Genomic DNA, 15,564 nt, shown 5'->3' on the forward strand with positions numbered 1-15,564 from the left:
GAGTAGCGCATGCCGTTGCCGCCGCGACGAGCGTCCATGGCGCCTCGGCGGCGACGTGCCGGGTCCGGCGGCGCGCCGGACGTCGGTTGCCGCCGCGGCGACTCAGGAGGCGGTGGGGAAGCCGTACCGGGCGGCGTGCTCCGGGTCGGCGGGGTCGACCTGGCGGATCCCGGCGTCGGCGAGGCGCTTGTTGACCTCGTCGAGCTGTTCGCGCACCAGCCGGGCCTCCTCCTCGGTGACCCGGCCCCGGTGCGGCTTGCCGGCGTGCTCGATCGTGCCGTAGTCGACCTTCTCGGCGCTCTTGCGGGCCTTCGGCGGGCGGACCCGCTCGGCGGTCCGCAGCAGCTGCGCCATCGGGACGTCGGTCGCCATGGCGTCGAACTCGCTCGCCGTCAGCACCACCCGCCGGGGCTCGTCGCCGCCGTGCCGGTCGTGGATCTCGACCACCGCGACGTCGAGCGCGGCGTCGTCGATGCTCTCCACCTCGACCGGGGTGGCGTCCAGTTGCACGGGCCCGGCCACCAGGTCAGGGTGTTCCAGGACGACGACGCGGACCACCTCGTCGTGGGGCTGGATGACCGTGCCGGTGAAGTCGGAGACGTGGATCGTCTTCTTGCCCATGCGCGGTGCTTCTCCTGTCGTGGATCGGGGTTGCGGACCACAAGAAATTACCCGACAGGTGTGCGAAAGCCGCCGCTGGACCGCCCCGGGTGTGTCGTCGCCCCGGCGGGGCGGCGCGGGTCAGCGCGGGTTGAGGTTGCGGCGGGTGGACGTGCCGGCCGGCAGCTTGTTCAGCTCTCCCCAGGAGAGCGCCTCGGTCCGGGTGGCGCCGCGGTTGCCCCGGTACGGCGGCTGCGCGGGAAACCGTCCGGCGGTCCCGGGCTCGCGCCAGAGCCGCTCGGTCTCCTGCTGGTACCGGTCATTCGGCTGATTCGGCATGACCATTACCGTCCCAAAGAAAGTTGTACATGTATGGAAATGAATATGACGCCCGATCGATGTCTCGGGTTCCCGTCACCGCGCCGGATCTCGGGGCGGCGTCCATCGACGACGTCCTGCACCTGTACCCGCCCGCCGTGCGCTTGAACCGACGTCGGTGCGCCTGGGGGCGCGAAGCCCGGCGAGGAGGCCGGCGGGCCCGCTGATCGGAACGGTGCGCCGGGCGGCAACGGTTCGGCGTACGGTGATCGGCGGACGGGCCGGGGCGCGGACCACGCTCCGGCCGAGCGCGGCGAGCGACCCCGGCGGCGTCCGCGCGGGCGGCTGCCGTGGGTCGACCGCGGGGGAGGTGACTCGATGCTCGACCGGCGGCTCCACCTGCACCTGACGACCTGGCTGGGCCAGTGGCCGGCGGGCCCGGCGCTGCATGTGGTCGGTTCGCACCGGCGGGCCCGACCGGCCTGGGACGGTCGGCTTCGGCCGGCGATCGCGGTCGCGGCCGGGGCGGGCACCGTGCTCTCCGTACCGCCGGACCGGGTGGACGCGGTCCGCGAGCTGGCCGGCCGGCGGGCCGGGCGGTTCCTGCCCGGGCTGCCCGCGGCGGTCGGCCAGCCCGGCTGGGCGGTCCACGACGACGTGTTCCGGTGGAGCGTGGCCCCGGCCCCGCTGCCCGACGTGGGGGAGTGGGTGTCCCCGGCCTCGCCGGGGTTGCCGTCCTGGCTCCGGCTCTTCGACCGGCCCGTGCTGGTGGTGCGCGACGAGCGCGGCCGGTACCTGTCCGGGGTGGGGGTGAAGCGGCACGACGCGTACGGCCACGAGCTGGCGGTGGGGACGGTGCCGGCGGCGCGGGGGCGGGGGCTGGCCCGGCGGCTGGTCGCGCAGGCGGCCCGCCGGGTGCTCGACGAGGGGGCCGTCCCGACCTACCTGCACGACCGCGCCAACGCGGCCTCCGCGCGGGTCGCCGAGGCGGCCGGCTTCCCCGACCGGGGCTGGCGGTCGTTCGGGGTGTACCCGCCCTGAGCCGGCGGTGAGGGCGGGGCGCGGACCGTGGATCCCGGGCCGGATCCACGGCCCGCAGCCTCCCCCAGGTCCCCGTGCCTGCGAAGGGCGTTGCGGGGCCGGTCGCCGATGTGTGCTGATTACGCTACGTATTTGTGGGCTGTTCGGCAAGGTGCCGGTGGGCGGTTGGAACTGTCCAGAAGCGGACTTGACCTGGGGCGGAGCGTGTCGAGGCGGCGCGGCGGGTCAGTGACGCAGCGTGCGAATGAGGTCGAGCACCTGCCGGGTGACCGGGCGCAGCACCCGCAACCGGGACAGCCCCACCAGCCGGTCGACCAACGGCACCGCGCCGTCGATGAGCCGCCGGGTCTTGGCCTGCTGCGGGGACCGGTCGTGGACCCAGTAGAGGACCACCCCCATGTACGCGAGCCACAGCAGCTCGGGCAGGTGGGGGCGCAGCTCGGCGTCCACCTTCGCGGTCGAGCCGTCGAGGACCTCGGCGAAGAGGCCGACGGCCGCCCGCCTGGGCGCGGACGACTCGGCGGAGAACGGGCTGAGCGGGGACGTCGGCTCCGCCGCCGTCTTGAAGAAGCTCGCCGCGAAGTCGTGCGAGGGGGTGAGCACGTCGATGCCGGCGTGCAGCACCCCGGCGAGCCGGGCGGCGAAGTCGGACTCCCGGTCGAGCACCGGCTGCGCCGCCGCCCGGTGCTGGAGCTGGGCGCGGGCGTAGAACTCCTGGATCAGGTGGTCCTTGGAGCCGAAGTAGTAGTAGGCGTTGCCCACCGCCACCCCGGCCTCCTGGGCGATGGCGCGCATGGTGGTCCGGGCGTACCCCCGCTCCTGGAACAGCCGCATCGCCGTGTCCAGGATGAGCTGCCGCGTCTGCTCGCCCCGGGCGGTGGCCGGCTCACCCGCAGCGGTCGTCGGCGCAGTCTGCTCGGTCATCGGGGTCACCGTATCCCGCCGGGTCGTCGACCGGCCCCGCCCACGGGTCGCGGACGCGCTCGCGTACCGACGAGGCGGTGGCGACGATCCGGCGGGCGAGCGGCAGCAGGTGCGGGCGCGCCAGCCGCTCGGCGGTGCCCCGGTGGTCGGCCAGCGCCCACAGGCAGGCGAACCAGGCGCCGTCGCCCGCGTACACCTCGCCGGTGTCCGCGACCACGGTGAGGTCGCGCAGCGTCGCGTCGGGGTCCAGCTCGGGGAAGCGCCGCCGGGCCTCGGCGGAGCCGGCCGGCACGAACTCCAGGGGTACGAGCTGGGCGCGGGACGCCAGCCAGCGGCGGGCGGCGCGGCAGAGCGGGCAGTGCGCGTCGTAGAGGACGGTGAACCGCCGGACGCCACCGCCCCCGTGCGCGGTGGCGTCCGGGGCCCCGCCCGTTCCGTTGCCGGCCGGGACGGTCATCGGGCCGGCGGCGCGCCGGGGCCGGCCTCCGGCCCGGGGCCGGTCGGGCCGGCGGGCTGCGGATTGCCGGGGTGGAGGTTGCCGGGCTGCGGACTGCCGGGGTACGGGCCGGTCGCGACGGCCGGGTGGGGCCTGGGGGGTGCGGGCTGCATCGGCAGCCGGCCGACCGGGGCGAGCGGCGGATGGGTGGCGAGCTGGCGCAGCCGGCCCCGGCGGTACCGGCCGAGCGCGAAGACGTTGAAGAAGTGCAGCGCGCCCAGCACCAGCAGCACCAGGCCGATCTTGAGGGAGAGCTCCTCCATGGCCTGGGCGGTGGACCCGACCGGGTCGGGGTGCTTCATCGCCACCGTGACGTAGCCGAGGTTGAGCAGGTAGAAGCCGACCACGAGCAGGCTGTTCACCGCCCGGGCCAGCCGCTCGTCGGCGAACACCTCCTCGAGGAAGACCAGCCCGTTGCGGGAGAGCGCCCGGGCCACCCACACGGTCAGGCCGATGCTGACCGCCAGGTAGACCAGGTACATCCAGACCTTGGTGTCCATCGCCGACGCCCTTCTTGAACGTGTTCAAGTTTGTTGCCATGAGCGTAGGGCAGTCTTTGAACGCGTTCAAGAGTGGGCCGGCCCGGCTTCCGCGTGGCCCGGCGGGGCAGGGTCTCCGGCGCGGGCACGCCGGCACCGATGTGCGTCGGCGAGGTCGGCCAACCGGGGCAGCCCGAACATCTCGCCCGCCGGGCCGCCGCCCCCGTCACGCCGTCGGTGTGCGGCAGCAGTCGGTGACCGGGCTCCAACCCGGATCCGCGCCACGCCGGCCCGGTCGTCAACACCGCCGGCAGGCCGTGCCCGTGCTCCGCCGGCGCCCGGTGCCAGGGGTCGGTCATTCCGAGGGCGACACCCCGAGCCCGCGCCGGCAATCCGCCGGCCGGGCCCAGGGTGCCGCCGCCCGTGTCAGCCGGCCAGGCCGAGCACCTCGGCCGCCGCCCGGCCGTTGGCGTGGCTCGCGCCGTACGTGGTGACGAACGCCCGTACGCCCGCCGGCCGCCACTGGGCCGGCCAGCCCATCTCGACCACGGTCACCGGGTGCGCGGCGGCCAGCGCGGCGATCAGCTCGGGCCCGCCCGGCAGGCGGTGCAGGTGGCGACCGACCAGCACGATCGGCCGGTCCCCGGCGAGCTGGCGCAGGGCGGCCGGCTCGGTCTCGGCGGCGACCACGCGCAGCTCCTCCACGCCGTCGAGGTGCGGGCCGAGGCCCCACGGCACCCGTCCCTCGGCGATGGTCGAGGCGGCGTGCAGCTGCACGACCAGCGGGCGGTCGAGGCCGGACAGCGCCCCCTCCACCCGGACGGCCCGCCGTGCCGCGGCGTACCCGAGTTCGGTGGACGCGGCCGAGGTCGCGCCGGTGGCCCGGGTCCACGCGGCGAGCGTCGCGACGCGGCCGGCCGCCTCCTCGACCCGGGCCCGGTCCAGCCGGCCGTCGGCGAGCGCGCCGACGATCTCCGTGACCACCCGCTCGACCAGTTCGGCGTCGACCTTGGCGCCGATGCAGAGCAGGTCGGCGCCCGCGGCGAGGGCCCGTACGGCGGCGGGGCCCACCCCGCCGGCGGCCACGGCGGCGCCCTTCATCTCCAGCGCGTCGGTGATGACGGTGCCGGTGAAGCCGTACTCGCCGCGCAGCAGGTCGACCAGGACCGCCCGGCTGAACGTGGCGGGGCCGTCGCCGGTCAGCGCCGGCACCCGGATGTGCGCGGTCATCACGGCCTGCGCGCCGGCCGCCACGACCGCGGCGAAGGGCGGCAGGTCGCGCTCGCGGAGCACGTCGAGCGGCACGTCCACGGTGGGCAGTTCGTAGTGGGAGTCGGCGACCGTCGCGCCGTGCCCCGGGAAGTGCTTGGCGCAGGCGGCCACTCCGGCGGCCTGGAGGCCGGCGACCGCCGCGGCGGAGTGCGCGGCGACCCGCACCGGGTCGGCGCCGAACGAGCGGGTGCCGATGACCGGGTTCTCGTCGGCGGTGTTGACGTCCACGGTCGGCGCGAGGTCGACGGTGATGCCGAGGCCCGCCAGCTCCGCGCCGATGGCCTCGTAGACCCGGCGGGTCAGCGCCACGTCGTCGATCGCGCCGAGCGCGGCGTTGCCCGGGTACGGGCTGCCGGTGGCGTGCGCCAGCCGGGTGACGTCACCGCCCTCCTCGTCGATCGCGATCAGCACGTCCGGCCGGCCCGCGCGCAGGGCGGCGGTGCTCGCCGCCAGCTGCCCCGGGTCGTGGACGTTGGTGCCGAACAGGGTGTGCCCGGCGAGCCCCTCGGCCACCAGGTCGACCGCCCAGTCCGGCGGGACCGGCCCCGGGTACGCGGCGAGCAGCGTGCCGAGCGCGAGCCGGCGCAGTCCTGGATCGAGCCCCACGTGATCTTCCCCTTTCGGTGCCCGAGGGCACGGATGTCGTACCGGCGGCGGTCGGCGACGTACCGGGTCGGCCGAGCGCCCCGGTCCCGGGCGGCCGATACGCTACGGCTACCCGTTTGCAGGTCCGTTTACAGTTAGCAAGGTTTAACAAAACTAGAGGACGTGGCATGAGTTCGACCCGGCTGCCCGGCACCCCCCGCCTGTTGCGGGCGCTCAACGACCGCGCCGCGCTGGAGCTGCTGCTGGAGCAGGGGCCGCTGACCCGGGCCCGGCTCGGCGAGCTGACCGGGTTGTCCAAGGTCACCGCCTCCCAGCTGGTCGAGCGGCTGGAGGAGCGGGGGCTGGTCACCCGGGTCGGCGAGCAGGCCGGCGGGCGGGGACCGAACGCCCAGCTCTACGCCGTGCGGCCGGGCAGCGCGCACGTGGTCGGCGTGGACGTCGGCGCCGACCGGGTGGTCGCCGCGTGCGCGGACATCACCGGCGCCGTGATCGGCCGCGTCGAGCAGTCGACCCGGGACACCGACGACCCGGTCGGGGTCGTGCACAACGCGGTGGTCCAGGCCGCGAGCAGCGCCGGGGCGCAGCTGTCGAGCGTACGGCGGATCGTGCTGGGCACCCCCGGCCTGGTCGACCCGGGCACCGGCGACATCACCTTCGCCTTCAACCTGCCGCGCTGGCACAGCGGTCTGCTCGCCGCGCTCCGGGAGGACCTGCACACCCCGGTGGTCTTCGAGAACGACGTCAACCTGGCGGCGGTCGCCGAGGCGCAGTCGGGTGCCGCGCGGGGGCTGACGGACTTCGTCCTGGTCTGGGTCGGCGCGGGCGTCGGCCTGGCGATCGTGCTGGGCGGCCGGCTGCACCACGGCAGCAGCGGCGCCGCGGGCGAGATCGGTTACCTGCCGGTGCCCGGGGCGCCCATCCCGCGCGACGTCTCCCGCCGGGCGAAGCCCGCGTTCCAGCAGCTGATCGGCGCGGAGGCGGTCCGCGAGCTGGCCCGGGCCCACGGCTACCCGGACGACAGCGGGGCCTCCGCCGTGCGGGCCGCGGTCGCCGACGGCACGGCCGGCGGCCCGATGCTCGACGAGGTGGCCCGCCGGCTGGCGCTCGGCGTGGCGAGCACCTGCGTGGTGCTGGACCCGCCGCTGGTGGTGCTCGCCGGTGAGGTCGGCCAGGCCGGCGGGGCGGCGCTGGCGGAGCGGGTGCAGCACGAGGTCGCGGCGATCACCCTGGTCCGGCCCCGGGTGGTGCCCACCGGCCTGACCGAGGAGCCGATCCTGCGCGGCGCGCTGCGCACGGCCCTGGACGCGGTCCGCGACGAGGTCTTCGGCTCGACGATCGGCTGACCGCCGCCCACGCGCCGTCGTGCCGGCCGGCCCGGGCGGAGCCGGCCGGTGCCCGCCCGGCGTCGCCCCGACCTGCTCGGCGGGCGTCGCCCGGACCTGCTCGGCGGGCGTCGCCCGAGGGTGCTCGGCGGGCGCCGGCGGCCCGGAGCGGCGGGGTTGGCCGCGCGTCATGTGAAGGAATATTTCATCATCGGCCCCGGTGCTGCAAGGTCTTGCCGCGCCGGGGCCGGATGACACCGCAGGTCACATCAGGTCACATCAGATCGCGTCGGCGGAACACGGCGAACGCCGCCGCGGTCAGCACCCCCGTCAGCCCGAGCAGCAGGATGAGCGACGGCTGCCAGGTCAGGGACCAGTAGCCGCTGCAGGACATGGTCAGCCCGTCCGGGCAGGCCCGCAGGTCCCAGAACTCGACCTTGCCGTTCAGCCAGGCGGCCACGTAGCTGGAGAGCACGTACCGGTCCACCCGGACGACGTCCAGGATCTCCATCACCAGCCGGGCCCCCAGCTCCCACACCACGAGGTAGCCGGCGATCGCGCCGAGCGCCGCGGACGTGTGCCGGCCCAGGGTGGCGATGGCGAACCCCATCGCGGTGACCAGCAGCACCAGCAGCATGCCGCGCCCCCACGTCGCGCCCAGCGACCGCCAGAACTCCCCGTCGAGTCGCCCGGGCCGGCCGGCGAGCTGGGCGATCAGCCAGAACGTCCCGAGGTACGCCACCGAGGCGACCAGCGACAGCAGCGCCGTCGCGCCGAGCAGCGTGCCCAGCTTGGCGCCGAGCACCGTCAGCCGCCGGGGCCGCCAGAGCAGCAGGTTGACCACCCCGCCGGAGTTCAGGTCGGCGCCGATGTAGGAGGCGCCGACCAGGAAGCCGAAGAGCACCAGGAAGGCGACGAGGAAGTAGAGCAGCGGCTGGGCCTCCTCGGCGAAGGTGAACACCCCCGTCAGGAAGTCGGCGGCCACCGGGGCCCGCTCCATCTGGGCCGGGTCGACCTCGCTGCAGTCGTCCGGGACGTACTCATGCACCTCGTCCACCCGGATGACGCCGCGCTGCCGGTCCAGGCAGAGCTGGTGGGTGCGCTCCAGCTCGTTGCGCGCCGCGGCGGCCTGCTGCTCGGCGTCGAGGATCTCCTGGGCGGTGGGCCGGTGGGAACCGGCGAGGGTGGTCGCCGCGGTGACGCCGAACGCGAGCACCAGCAGGACGACCATGAGCTGCACGAAGCGCCGGGCACCCAGGCGCTCCAACTCGGCACGGACCAGGTTCACGCGTCCACTCCGCTCGCGTCGAGGTCGATCACCGGTTCCCGGGGACCATGGTCGGGGAGCACCGAGTCGTCCACCTGACGGGGGACCGTCGGGTGCGCCGCCGTGCCGGTCAGTTCGAGGAAGACGCTCTCCAGGTCGGGCCGCAGCGGGGTCAGCTCGCGTACCCACAGGCCCGCCTCGCCCAGCGTGCGGCTGACCGTGGCGGCGTCGTCCACGTCGCCCACCACCAGGTGGTCGTCGTGCCCGGTCACCGCCAGCCCCGCCGCCGCCAGCAGCCCGGCGGCCCGCTCCGGGTCGTCCACCCGCACCAGCAGCTCGTGCCGGTCGAACCCGGCCAGCACCTCCTCGACCCGCCCGGCGGCCACCCGCCGGCCCCGCGAGATGATCGTCACGTGGTCGCAGATCAGCTGGATCTCGGCCAGGATGTGGCTGGAGACCAGCACGGTCACGCCGGCCTCGGCCAGCGAGCGCATCAGGTCCCGCATCTCCCGGATGCCGGCCGGGTCCAGCCCGTTCGCCGGCTCGTCGAGGATCAGCAGCTCCGGATCCTTGAGCAGGGCCGAGGCCACCGCCAGGCGCTGCTTCATGCCCAGCGAGTAGCCCTTGACCCGCTCGTCGCCCCGGTCCCGCAGGCCCACCTGCTCCAGCACCTCGTCGGCCCGGGCGACCGGCACGCCGCCGGCCCGGGCGAGCAGGCGCAGGGTGCGGTGCCCGGTGAAGTTGCCGAAGAACTGCGGGCTCTCCACGATCGCCCCGACCCGCCCGGCCACCTGGGGCAGCTGCTCCGGCGAGGTCCGCCCCAGCACCGTCATCCGGCCGGCGTCGGCGCGTACCAGCCCGAGCAGGGCGCGCAGCGTGGTGGTCTTGCCCGACCCGTTGGGGCCGAGGAAGCCGTGGATCTGGCCGGACTCCACCAGCAGGTCGAAACCGTCGACCGCCACCCGGCGCCCCTGCCGCAGGCTGCGGAAGGTCTTGTGCAGACCCTCGATCTCGATGACCGCGCTCACCGGCGCGGCTCCGTGTTCCGACCGGGCATGGACCGTCCTTCGAGTGTGGTGACCAACGACACGGCGCCTCACCCTACGACCGGGGCGCCGCCCGTGGGGGGCGCCGCGGCGCTGCGTGGTTGGATGGTCGGGTGACTGGTGACCTGATCCCCGGCGCCGACGGCGCCGCAGCCGCGCCCGCGCCCGTGGACGCGGATCTGGTGGTCAGCCTCGACGGCGTCGGCGTACGCCGGTCCGGCACGGCGCTGCTGCACGACCTGGACTGGCGGGTCGAGCTGGACGAGCGCTGGGTGGTGCTCGGCCCGAACGGCGCCGGGAAGACGACGCTGCTCAACCTCGCCGCCGGGCGGCTGCACCCGACCACCGGCACCGCCCACGTGCTCGGCGAGCGCATCGGCCGCACCGACGTCAACGAGCTGCGCACCCGCATCGGGCTCTCCACCGCCGCGCTCGCCGAGCGGGTGCCCGCCGACGAGCGGGTCAGCGACGTGGTCGTGACGGCCGCCTGGTCGGTGCTGGGGCGCTGGCGGGAGAGCTACGACAGCGGCGACGAGGCCCGCGCCCGCGCGCTGCTGAGCCAGCTCGGCATCGGCGGCCTCGCCGACCGCGCCTACGGCACGCTGTCCGAGGGGGAGCGCAAGCGGGTGCAGATCGCCCGCGCGCTGATGACGGACCCGGAGCTGCTGCTGCTCGACGAGCCCGCGGCCGGGCTCGACCTGGGCGGGCGGGAGGACCTGGTGGCCCGGCTGGCCGAGCTGGCGTACGACCCGGACGCCCCGGCGCTGGTGCTGGTGACCCACCACGTGGAGGAGATCCCGCCCGGCTTCACCCACGCGCTCCTGCTGCGCGACGGCCAGGTGGTGGCCCAGGGGCTGCTCGGTGACACCCTCACCGGGGACAACCTCTCCAAGACCTTCGGGCTGCCGCTGGTGGTCGAGCGCTCCGGCGACCGGTACACCGCCCGCGCCGCCTGAAGGAGGTCGGCGTGCGGCAGACCAGGGTCGTCGTGGTGGGCAGCGCCAACATGGACCTGGTGGGCACCGCCCCCGCCCTGCCCCGGCCGGGGGAGACCCTGCTCGGCACCGGCTTCGTCATGGTGCCCGGCGGCAAGGGCGCCAACCAGGCCATCGCCGCGGCCCGCGCCGGCGCCTCCTGCGCCTTCCTCGGGGCGATCGGCTCCGACGCGTTCGGCGTCACCCTGCGGGCCCGGATCGCCGCCGCCGGCGTCGACACCGACCAGCTCCGCACGACGTACGGCATGTCGGGGGTGGCGCTGGTGATGGTCAACGCCGAGGGCGAGAACGCGATCCTCGTCACCCCCGGCGCGAACGCCTCGATGACCCACCTCACCGAGCCCGAGCTGGCAGCCGTACGCTCCGCGGACGTGCTGCTCGCCCAGCTGGAGATCCCGGTCGGCACGGTGACCCGGGCGGCGGTCGCTGCCCGGGCGGCCGGCAGCCGGGTGGTGCTCAACGCCGCGCCGGCGGTGCCGGTGCCCCCGGAGCTGCTCGCGGCGACGGATCTGCTGGTGGTCAACGAGACCGAGGCGCAGGCGCTGACCGGGCGCGGTCGGGACGACCCGTCGGCCCTGCTCGATCTGGTGCCCCGGGCGGTGCTCACGCTCGGCGCGCAGGGCGCCTGGTACGGCGACCGGGACGGTACGGCGGTGCACGTGCCGGCGGTCAAGGTCGACGTGGTGGACTCCACGGCGACCGGGGACGCCTTCACCGCCGCGCTCGCGGTCGCCTGGGGCGAGGGCCGGGATCTCGTCGACGCGGTGCGTTGGGCGGCGGCGGCCGGGGCGGCCTGCGCCCGCCGGCTCGGCGCCTCCTCGGCCCTGCCCAGCCGGGCCGAGATCGAGGAGCTCTACACCCCGGCCTGATCCGGCCCCGGAACGTCGGCCGCCCCTTCGCTGCTGCTTCCCGCTGAATCAGCAGCGGGCCGTTTCCGCTAGGCCGGGTGCTTGATGCTCTCGATGATGCGGGCGAAGCCCTCCTTCCCGTGGCCCGCCTCGATCTGGCGGTGCAGGAGCCGCTGGACCGTGGCGACGACCTCCGTGCTGATGCCCTGCGCGGCGCTGGCCGCCAGGATGTCGCCGAGGTCGGAGAACTCCAGGCTCTGCTGTCCGTCGACGGTGTAGTCCCCGCCGTCGATGACCGCGGCGAACTCGTGGAAGGCGCCGGTCATGGCGGTCAGCCAGGGCGCGGCCATGGTGGCGAACTTCGCCGCCGTCACGCCGGCCGGCGCGACCATGGCGGCGCCGTGCATGAACCCGGCGAACATGACGTACATGCCCGCGAGCAGGGCGAGGTCGTAGAGGGACGCCAGCCCGGGGTCCTCGCCGAACCAGGTGCTGTCGCCCCACACGTCGAGCAGCGGCTGGTACCGGCGGAAGGCGTCGGCCGACCCGCTGTAGAGGATCGACGATCCGGGCTGCCCGATCATGGAAGGTACGGCCATGATCCCGCCGTCGAGGTACGCGATCCCCGCGTCGGCGGCCCAGGCGGCCAGCTCGCGGGACTGGTCCGGTGACGTCGTGGTCACGTTGACCAGGGTCCGGCCGGCCAGGTCGCCGGCGAGCGGGTCGAGCACCTCGTGGACGGACGCGTGGTCCAGCAGGCAGACGATCACCAGTCGGCTGGCCCGGACGGCGTCGCCCGCCGTGGTGGCGGCCCGCGCGCCCTGCGCGACGAGGTCGTCCGCCCTGCCCGGCGAGCGGTTCCACACGGTCGTCTCGTGCCCGGCCCTCACCAGTGCGGCGGCCAGCGCGCTGCCCATCGCGCCCAGCCCGAGAACGCTCACCTGGATGCCGTCGTTCGTTGTCATGTTCGGGGCTCCCCCTCGCGAGTCGTGGTACGAGGAGATCCTCACCGCAGCCGGTAGAGTGCGCCAGTACCGACTAATTTGTCAGGTACTTACCTCTTGGTAAGTGCAGCGGGAGGCGGCATGGCAACGAAGGCGCGACGCGGTCCCTACATCTGCGGCATCGATGCCGCGATGGACGTTGTCAGCGGCAAGTGGAAGTCGCTGATCCTCTGGGAGTTGCACCACCACGGGACCCGCCGGTTCGCCGAGCTCCGGCGCGGCCTGCCGGGCGTCAGCGAGAAGATGCTGATCCAGCATCTGCGTGAGATGGAGGAGGACGGGCTCGTGCACCGTGAGGTGTACCGCGAGGTGCCGCCGAAGGTCGAGTATTCCCTGACCGAGCACGGGATCTCCCTCAACGCCGCCCTGGCGCCGCTGGGCGCGTGGGGCACCGACCGCATCCGGCGGATCGGCGCCGACCGGGTCCCGGTGAACGGGGCCGTGCCCGCCCCGCGCTAGACCGGGCCGCTCACCGCCGCTCACGCCTCCGCGTCGTCGCTGAGCTTCTCGCCGCGTCGGCGGAGCATGCCCAGCCCCGGGATGCCGGCGACGGCGAGCTTCAGGTCGCGGGTGACGTCGAGCAGGTCGTGCAGGTCCGGGCCGACCCGGTCCAGGGTGGCCAGGATCGGCAGGATGTCCGCCGTCAGGTGCTGCTTGAGCTTGGGCAGCTCGTCGACGAGCCGGATCGCGGCGGTCACCTCCTCGTGGGTGAGCTGCTCGACGAACCGGTTCGCCATGGGCGCCGCCCGGCGCAACGCCGGCTCGTACGCCGTCAGCAGCTCGGCGGCGGTGGCCGCCGCCTCCGCCGCGGTACCCACGGCGCCGGCCGCCCGACCGGCCACCGACTCGGCCTGCCCGACCACCACGGACGCGGCGGCGGCCACCTCGGTCGCCGTCTCGATGGCGGCGGTCGCGGCGGCGCTGATCGCGGGCACCTCCCGCACCGCGGCGTCGGCGTCGGAGAGCACCTGGTCGGTCCGGTCGAGGGTCTGCTCGACCCGGTCCACCATGCCGTCGACCCGGCCCACCGTGGCGTCGACCCGGTCCACCATGCCGTCGATCCGCTCCACCATGCCGTCGATCCGGTCCACCACCCCGTTGATCCGGGTCAGCAGCGCCTCCACGGAGTCCAGCACGGCGAACGCGCGGGCCGGCACGGCGGCGAACGAGGCCGCCGAGCCGAGAGCCTGGTCGAGGGCGGAGCGGGTCAGACCGACGACTGCGGCGGGCCGGGGGAGGGGAATCACCATGGCACCAAGTGTGCGTCGCCCGCGCCCGAACCGCCGGGCGGCACAAGGCGGCCCAGGGCAACGCCCCGGCAGCGCCCCGGTCAGGCCTCCGTGTGCTGCTCGACCGCGCGCTGGACCGCCCGGTAGATCTGCCCGAACCGCAGCGCGTCCGGCGTGCGCAGCAGCAGCACCTCGCGGCCGTGGTGCTGCACCCAGAGTTCGTGCACCTTGCTGCCCCGCTCGTAGGAGCGGTCGAGCCAGCCGAGCGGGATCTCCAGGAACGGGGTCAGGGCCAGCGCGCCGACCACGCACGCGGCGAGGATGACCAGTGCCAGCTGCCACTCGCCCCGGTCCTGCGCCGACCAGGCCAGCGCGAGCACGCAGACCACCGCGACCAGCGGGGGCAGCGAGAGGAGCAGGACCAGGATGCCCCGGCCCAGCACCCGGCCGCGTACCGCCAGCGTCTTCGGCCCCTGCGCGTGCCAGACGTACGTCACGTCGGCGATCGCGACGGCGTGGCCTCCGGCCCGGATCGACTCCGACGTCACCTGCACCGCGTCGTCCCGGTAATAGAGGGTCATCACTAAGCCTAACCGCTGCGTCGCGTCCACGGCCGGCCGAGGTAGACGGCGGTCGATGCCGCGTGACTGCTGCGCGGCCTCGACATGCTGCCGGACGAGCCGATCGAGTTCTAGTGACGGCGGGGCGTCACCGGCTGGCCGGCCTCCACCGCCCGCTGCACCGCCCGGTAGATCTGCCCGAAGCGCAGGGCGTCGCCGGTGCACAGCAGCCGCACCGGCTGGCCGCGCCAGCGCGCCCAGATCTCCAGTTGCCGGCTGCCTCGCGCGTACGAGCGGTCCAGGTGCTCGAAGAGGAAGTCGGCGACCGGCCCGACCGCGAGCCCGACGAGCACCGAGGCCCCGACGATGGCGACGGTGACGCTGAGGGAGCGGTCCAGCGTGAGCGCCAGCGCGATGCCGAGCGCGGCGGCCACCAGGGGGCCGGCCAGCGCCGCGCCGATCGCGCCCCGGCCGGCGAGCACCCGCCAGGACCGGCTGCCGCGCCGGTGCCAGACCATGCTGATGTCGGCCAGCCGGAACGTGCGGCCGTCCACACGGACGGCGGCGGACGTGATCTGGACCGACCTGTCGTCGTAATAAGTGATCATGGCGGTACTCCCGGTGGCGGGCCTGACACCACACTACTTACCCCGACGGCCCGCGCCGTAAGGTTGGCCCGCGACTTCGACGAGGAAGTGAGGGCCAGCGTGGGCGAGTTCGTGCGGCTGGAGACCAAGGACGGCATCGGCACCATCCGGCTGGAGCGGCCGCCGATGAACGCGCTGAACACCCAGGTGCAGGAGGAGTTGCGCGCCGCGGCAGCGGCGGCCACCGCGGACCCGGGTGTCCGCGCCGTCATCGTGTACGGCGGCGAGAAGGTCTTCGCCGCCGGCGCGGACATCAAGGAGATGGCCGACATGTCCTACGTGGACATGGCGGAGCGGGCGGCCGACCTGTCCAGCGCGCTCGGCGCGATCGCCCGGATCCCGAAGCCGGTCGTCGCCGCGATCACCGGTTACGCCCTGGGCGGCGGCTGCGAGCTGGCGCTGGCGTGCGACTGGCGGGTCGTCGCCGAGGACGCGAAGCTCGGCCAGCCGGAGATCAAGCTCGGCATCATTCCCGGCGCGGGCGGCACCCAGCGGCTGGCCCGCCTGGTCGGCCCGGCCCGCGCCAAGGACCTGATCATGTCCGGCCGGATGGTGGACGCCGAGGAGGCGCTGCGGATCGGGCTGGCCGACCGGGTGGCCCCGGCCGCCGAGGTCTACGACACCGCGGTCGAGCTGGTGCGCCCGTACCTCACCGGCCCGGTGCAGGCCCTGCGCGCCGCGAAGCTCGCGGTGGACGGCGGCCTCGACATGGACCTCAACTCCGGCCTGGCGTGGGAGAGCCAGCTCTTCGCGGCGCTCTTCGCCACCGACGACCGGCGCGAGGGTATGGCGGCGTTCGTGGCCAAGCGCAAGCCGGACTTCACCGGCCGCTGACCGGCCTGGGCCGGCGGCGCGCCCGCCGGCCCAGTGGCTCGCCGACCGTGAGGCGTCCACGTCGGTGGTGGACGCC

The 15,564-nt window shown here is 74.8% G+C and carries 18 protein-coding genes; 6 read left to right on the top strand and 12 right to left on the bottom strand.

From position 1 onward, the window contains the following. Window positions 1-102 precede the first annotated feature (102 nt). Window positions 103-621: a hypothetical protein gene (locus AB0L34_RS28010; protein WP_357453722.1), complete on the bottom strand. Its 519-nt coding sequence runs from the start codon at window positions 619-621 to the stop codon at window positions 103-105. A gap of 120 nt (window positions 622-741) precedes the next feature. Continuing rightward, window positions 742-939, bottom strand: a complete 198-nt coding sequence (locus AB0L34_RS28015; RefSeq protein ID WP_363707983.1) for a DNA repair protein — start codon at window positions 937-939, stop codon at window positions 742-744. Between the two features lie 357 nt (window positions 940-1,296). Between AB0L34_RS28015 and AB0L34_RS28020 the strand changes: the two genes are divergently transcribed. Continuing rightward, on the top strand, window positions 1,297-1,959 hold the full coding sequence (locus AB0L34_RS28020) for a GNAT family N-acetyltransferase (protein WP_357453715.1): 663 nt from the start codon (window positions 1,297-1,299) through the stop codon (window positions 1,957-1,959). 225 nt (window positions 1,960-2,184) lie between these two features. Here the strand turns inward: AB0L34_RS28020 and AB0L34_RS28025 are convergent, their stop codons facing one another. The 4 genes from AB0L34_RS28025 to AB0L34_RS28040 all read right to left on the bottom strand — a co-directional run bounded on the left by AB0L34_RS28025 (window position 2,185) and on the right by AB0L34_RS28040 (window position 5,736). Next, the gene (locus AB0L34_RS28025) at window positions 2,185-2,883 is read right to left on the bottom strand and encodes a TetR family transcriptional regulator (protein WP_363707985.1); all 699 of its coding nucleotides are present in this window, start codon (window positions 2,881-2,883) and stop codon (window positions 2,185-2,187) included. Next, window positions 2,846-3,340: a DCC1-like thiol-disulfide oxidoreductase family protein gene (locus AB0L34_RS28030; protein WP_363707987.1), complete on the bottom strand. Its 495-nt coding sequence runs from the start codon at window positions 3,338-3,340 to the stop codon at window positions 2,846-2,848. The genes AB0L34_RS28025 and AB0L34_RS28030 overlap by 38 nt, the downstream gene beginning before the upstream one ends. After that, complete coding sequence (locus tag AB0L34_RS28035) at window positions 3,337-3,879, bottom strand: hypothetical protein (RefSeq protein WP_363707989.1); 543 nt, start codon at window positions 3,877-3,879, stop codon at window positions 3,337-3,339. The genes AB0L34_RS28030 and AB0L34_RS28035 overlap by 4 nt, the downstream gene beginning before the upstream one ends. Window positions 3,880-4,284: 405 nt before the next feature. Further along, entirely contained in the window at window positions 4,285-5,736 is a 1,452-nt protein-coding gene (locus tag AB0L34_RS28040; RefSeq protein WP_363707991.1) for a glycoside hydrolase family 3 N-terminal domain-containing protein, read from the bottom strand. A 167-nt stretch (window positions 5,737-5,903) separates the two neighbouring features. Between AB0L34_RS28040 and AB0L34_RS28045 the strand changes: the two genes are divergently transcribed. Next, window positions 5,904-7,079: an ROK family transcriptional regulator gene (locus AB0L34_RS28045; RefSeq protein ID WP_357453700.1), complete on the top strand. Its 1,176-nt coding sequence runs from the start codon at window positions 5,904-5,906 to the stop codon at window positions 7,077-7,079. Window positions 7,080-7,332: 253 nt separating this feature from the next. Here the strand turns inward: AB0L34_RS28045 and AB0L34_RS28050 are convergent, their stop codons facing one another. Together AB0L34_RS28050 and AB0L34_RS28055 are read right to left on the bottom strand one after the other, a co-directional pair. Continuing rightward, window positions 7,333-8,346 (bottom strand): ABC transporter permease subunit, encoded by a 1,014-nt coding sequence (locus AB0L34_RS28050; protein WP_363707993.1) that lies wholly within the window; start codon window positions 8,344-8,346, stop codon window positions 7,333-7,335. Beyond that, window positions 8,343-9,353 (bottom strand): ABC transporter ATP-binding protein, encoded by a 1,011-nt coding sequence (locus AB0L34_RS28055; protein WP_363707995.1) that lies wholly within the window; start codon window positions 9,351-9,353, stop codon window positions 8,343-8,345. Before AB0L34_RS28055 ends, AB0L34_RS28050 begins: the two co-directional genes overlap by 4 nt. A 131-nt stretch (window positions 9,354-9,484) precedes the next feature. Between AB0L34_RS28055 and AB0L34_RS28060 the strand changes: the two genes are divergently transcribed. Beyond that, the gene (locus AB0L34_RS28060) at window positions 9,485-10,327 is read left to right on the top strand and encodes an ABC transporter ATP-binding protein (protein WP_363707997.1); all 843 of its coding nucleotides are present in this window, start codon (window positions 9,485-9,487) and stop codon (window positions 10,325-10,327) included. Window positions 10,328-10,338: 11 nt separating this feature from the next. Next, entirely contained in the window at window positions 10,339-11,235 is an 897-nt protein-coding gene (locus tag AB0L34_RS28065) for a ribokinase (RefSeq protein ID WP_363707999.1), read from the top strand. A gap of 68 nt (window positions 11,236-11,303) precedes the next feature. Here the strand turns inward: AB0L34_RS28065 and AB0L34_RS28070 are convergent, their stop codons facing one another. Then, complete coding sequence (locus tag AB0L34_RS28070; RefSeq protein WP_363708001.1) at window positions 11,304-12,179, bottom strand: NAD(P)-binding domain-containing protein; 876 nt, start codon at window positions 12,177-12,179, stop codon at window positions 11,304-11,306. 120 nt (window positions 12,180-12,299) lie between these two features. Here AB0L34_RS28070 and AB0L34_RS28075 point away from each other — a divergent pair, with 120 nt between their 5' ends. Next, on the top strand, window positions 12,300-12,677 hold the full coding sequence (locus AB0L34_RS28075; protein WP_363708003.1) for a helix-turn-helix domain-containing protein: 378 nt from the start codon (window positions 12,300-12,302) through the stop codon (window positions 12,675-12,677). A 20-nt stretch (window positions 12,678-12,697) separates the two neighbouring features. On the opposite strand, the gene AB0L34_RS28080 is transcribed toward AB0L34_RS28075, so the two are convergent. From AB0L34_RS28080 to AB0L34_RS28090, 3 genes are all read right to left on the bottom strand, one after another. Further along, on the bottom strand, window positions 12,698-13,468 hold the full coding sequence (locus tag AB0L34_RS28080) for a hypothetical protein (RefSeq protein ID WP_363708005.1): 771 nt from the start codon (window positions 13,466-13,468) through the stop codon (window positions 12,698-12,700). A gap of 80 nt (window positions 13,469-13,548) precedes the next feature. Continuing rightward, window positions 13,549-14,028 carry a DUF6232 family protein gene (locus AB0L34_RS28085; protein ID WP_357453678.1) on the bottom strand — a complete coding sequence of 160 codons (480 nt, stop codon included), beginning with the start codon at window positions 14,026-14,028 and terminating at the stop codon, window positions 13,549-13,551. Window positions 14,029-14,138: 110 nt separating this feature from the next. Further along, entirely contained in the window at window positions 14,139-14,615 is a 477-nt protein-coding gene (locus AB0L34_RS28090) for a DUF6232 family protein (RefSeq protein ID WP_363708007.1), read from the bottom strand. Window positions 14,616-14,714: 99 nt separating this feature from the next. Here AB0L34_RS28090 and AB0L34_RS28095 point away from each other — a divergent pair, with 99 nt between their 5' ends. Continuing rightward, window positions 14,715-15,488, top strand: coding sequence for an enoyl-CoA hydratase-related protein (locus tag AB0L34_RS28095; protein WP_363708009.1), 774 nt, complete (start codon window positions 14,715-14,717; stop codon window positions 15,486-15,488). Window positions 15,489-15,564 lie beyond the last annotated feature (76 nt).

Origin of the sequence: Micromonospora sp. NPDC052213 (genome assembly GCF_040679695.1) — a bacterium.
In the GTDB taxonomy this organism is placed as follows: domain Bacteria; phylum Actinomycetota; class Actinomycetes; order Mycobacteriales; family Micromonosporaceae; genus Micromonospora.

Bases quoted from the DNA above. Each gene is read 5' to 3' on its own strand.
- AB0L34_RS28010 (WP_357453722.1), bottom strand. From the start codon at position 621: ATGGGCAAGAAGACGATCCACGTCTCCGACTTCACCGGCACGGTCATC.
- AB0L34_RS28015 (WP_363707983.1), bottom strand. From the start codon at position 939: ATGCCGAATCAGCCGAATGACCGGTACCAGCAGGAGACCGAGCGGCTC.
- AB0L34_RS28020 (WP_357453715.1), top strand. From the start codon at position 1,297: ATGCTCGACCGGCGGCTCCACCTGCACCTGACGACCTGGCTGGGCCAG.
- AB0L34_RS28025 (WP_363707985.1), bottom strand. From the start codon at position 2,883: ATGACCGAGCAGACTGCGCCGACGACCGCTGCGGGTGAGCCGGCCACC.
- AB0L34_RS28030 (WP_363707987.1), bottom strand. From the start codon at position 3,340: ATGACCGTCCCGGCCGGCAACGGAACGGGCGGGGCCCCGGACGCCACC.
- AB0L34_RS28035 (WP_363707989.1), bottom strand. From the start codon at position 3,879: ATGGACACCAAGGTCTGGATGTACCTGGTCTACCTGGCGGTCAGCATC.
- AB0L34_RS28045 (WP_357453700.1), top strand. From the start codon at position 5,904: ATGAGTTCGACCCGGCTGCCCGGCACCCCCCGCCTGTTGCGGGCGCTC.
- AB0L34_RS28070 (WP_363708001.1), bottom strand. From the start codon at position 12,179: ATGACAACGAACGACGGCATCCAGGTGAGCGTTCTCGGGCTGGGCGCG.
- AB0L34_RS28075 (WP_363708003.1), top strand. From the start codon at position 12,300: ATGGCAACGAAGGCGCGACGCGGTCCCTACATCTGCGGCATCGATGCC.
- AB0L34_RS28080 (WP_363708005.1), bottom strand. From the start codon at position 13,468: ATGGTGATTCCCCTCCCCCGGCCCGCCGCAGTCGTCGGTCTGACCCGC.
- AB0L34_RS28085 (WP_357453678.1), bottom strand. From the start codon at position 14,028: ATGACCCTCTATTACCGGGACGACGCGGTGCAGGTGACGTCGGAGTCG.
- AB0L34_RS28090 (WP_363708007.1), bottom strand. From the start codon at position 14,615: ATGATCACTTATTACGACGACAGGTCGGTCCAGATCACGTCCGCCGCC.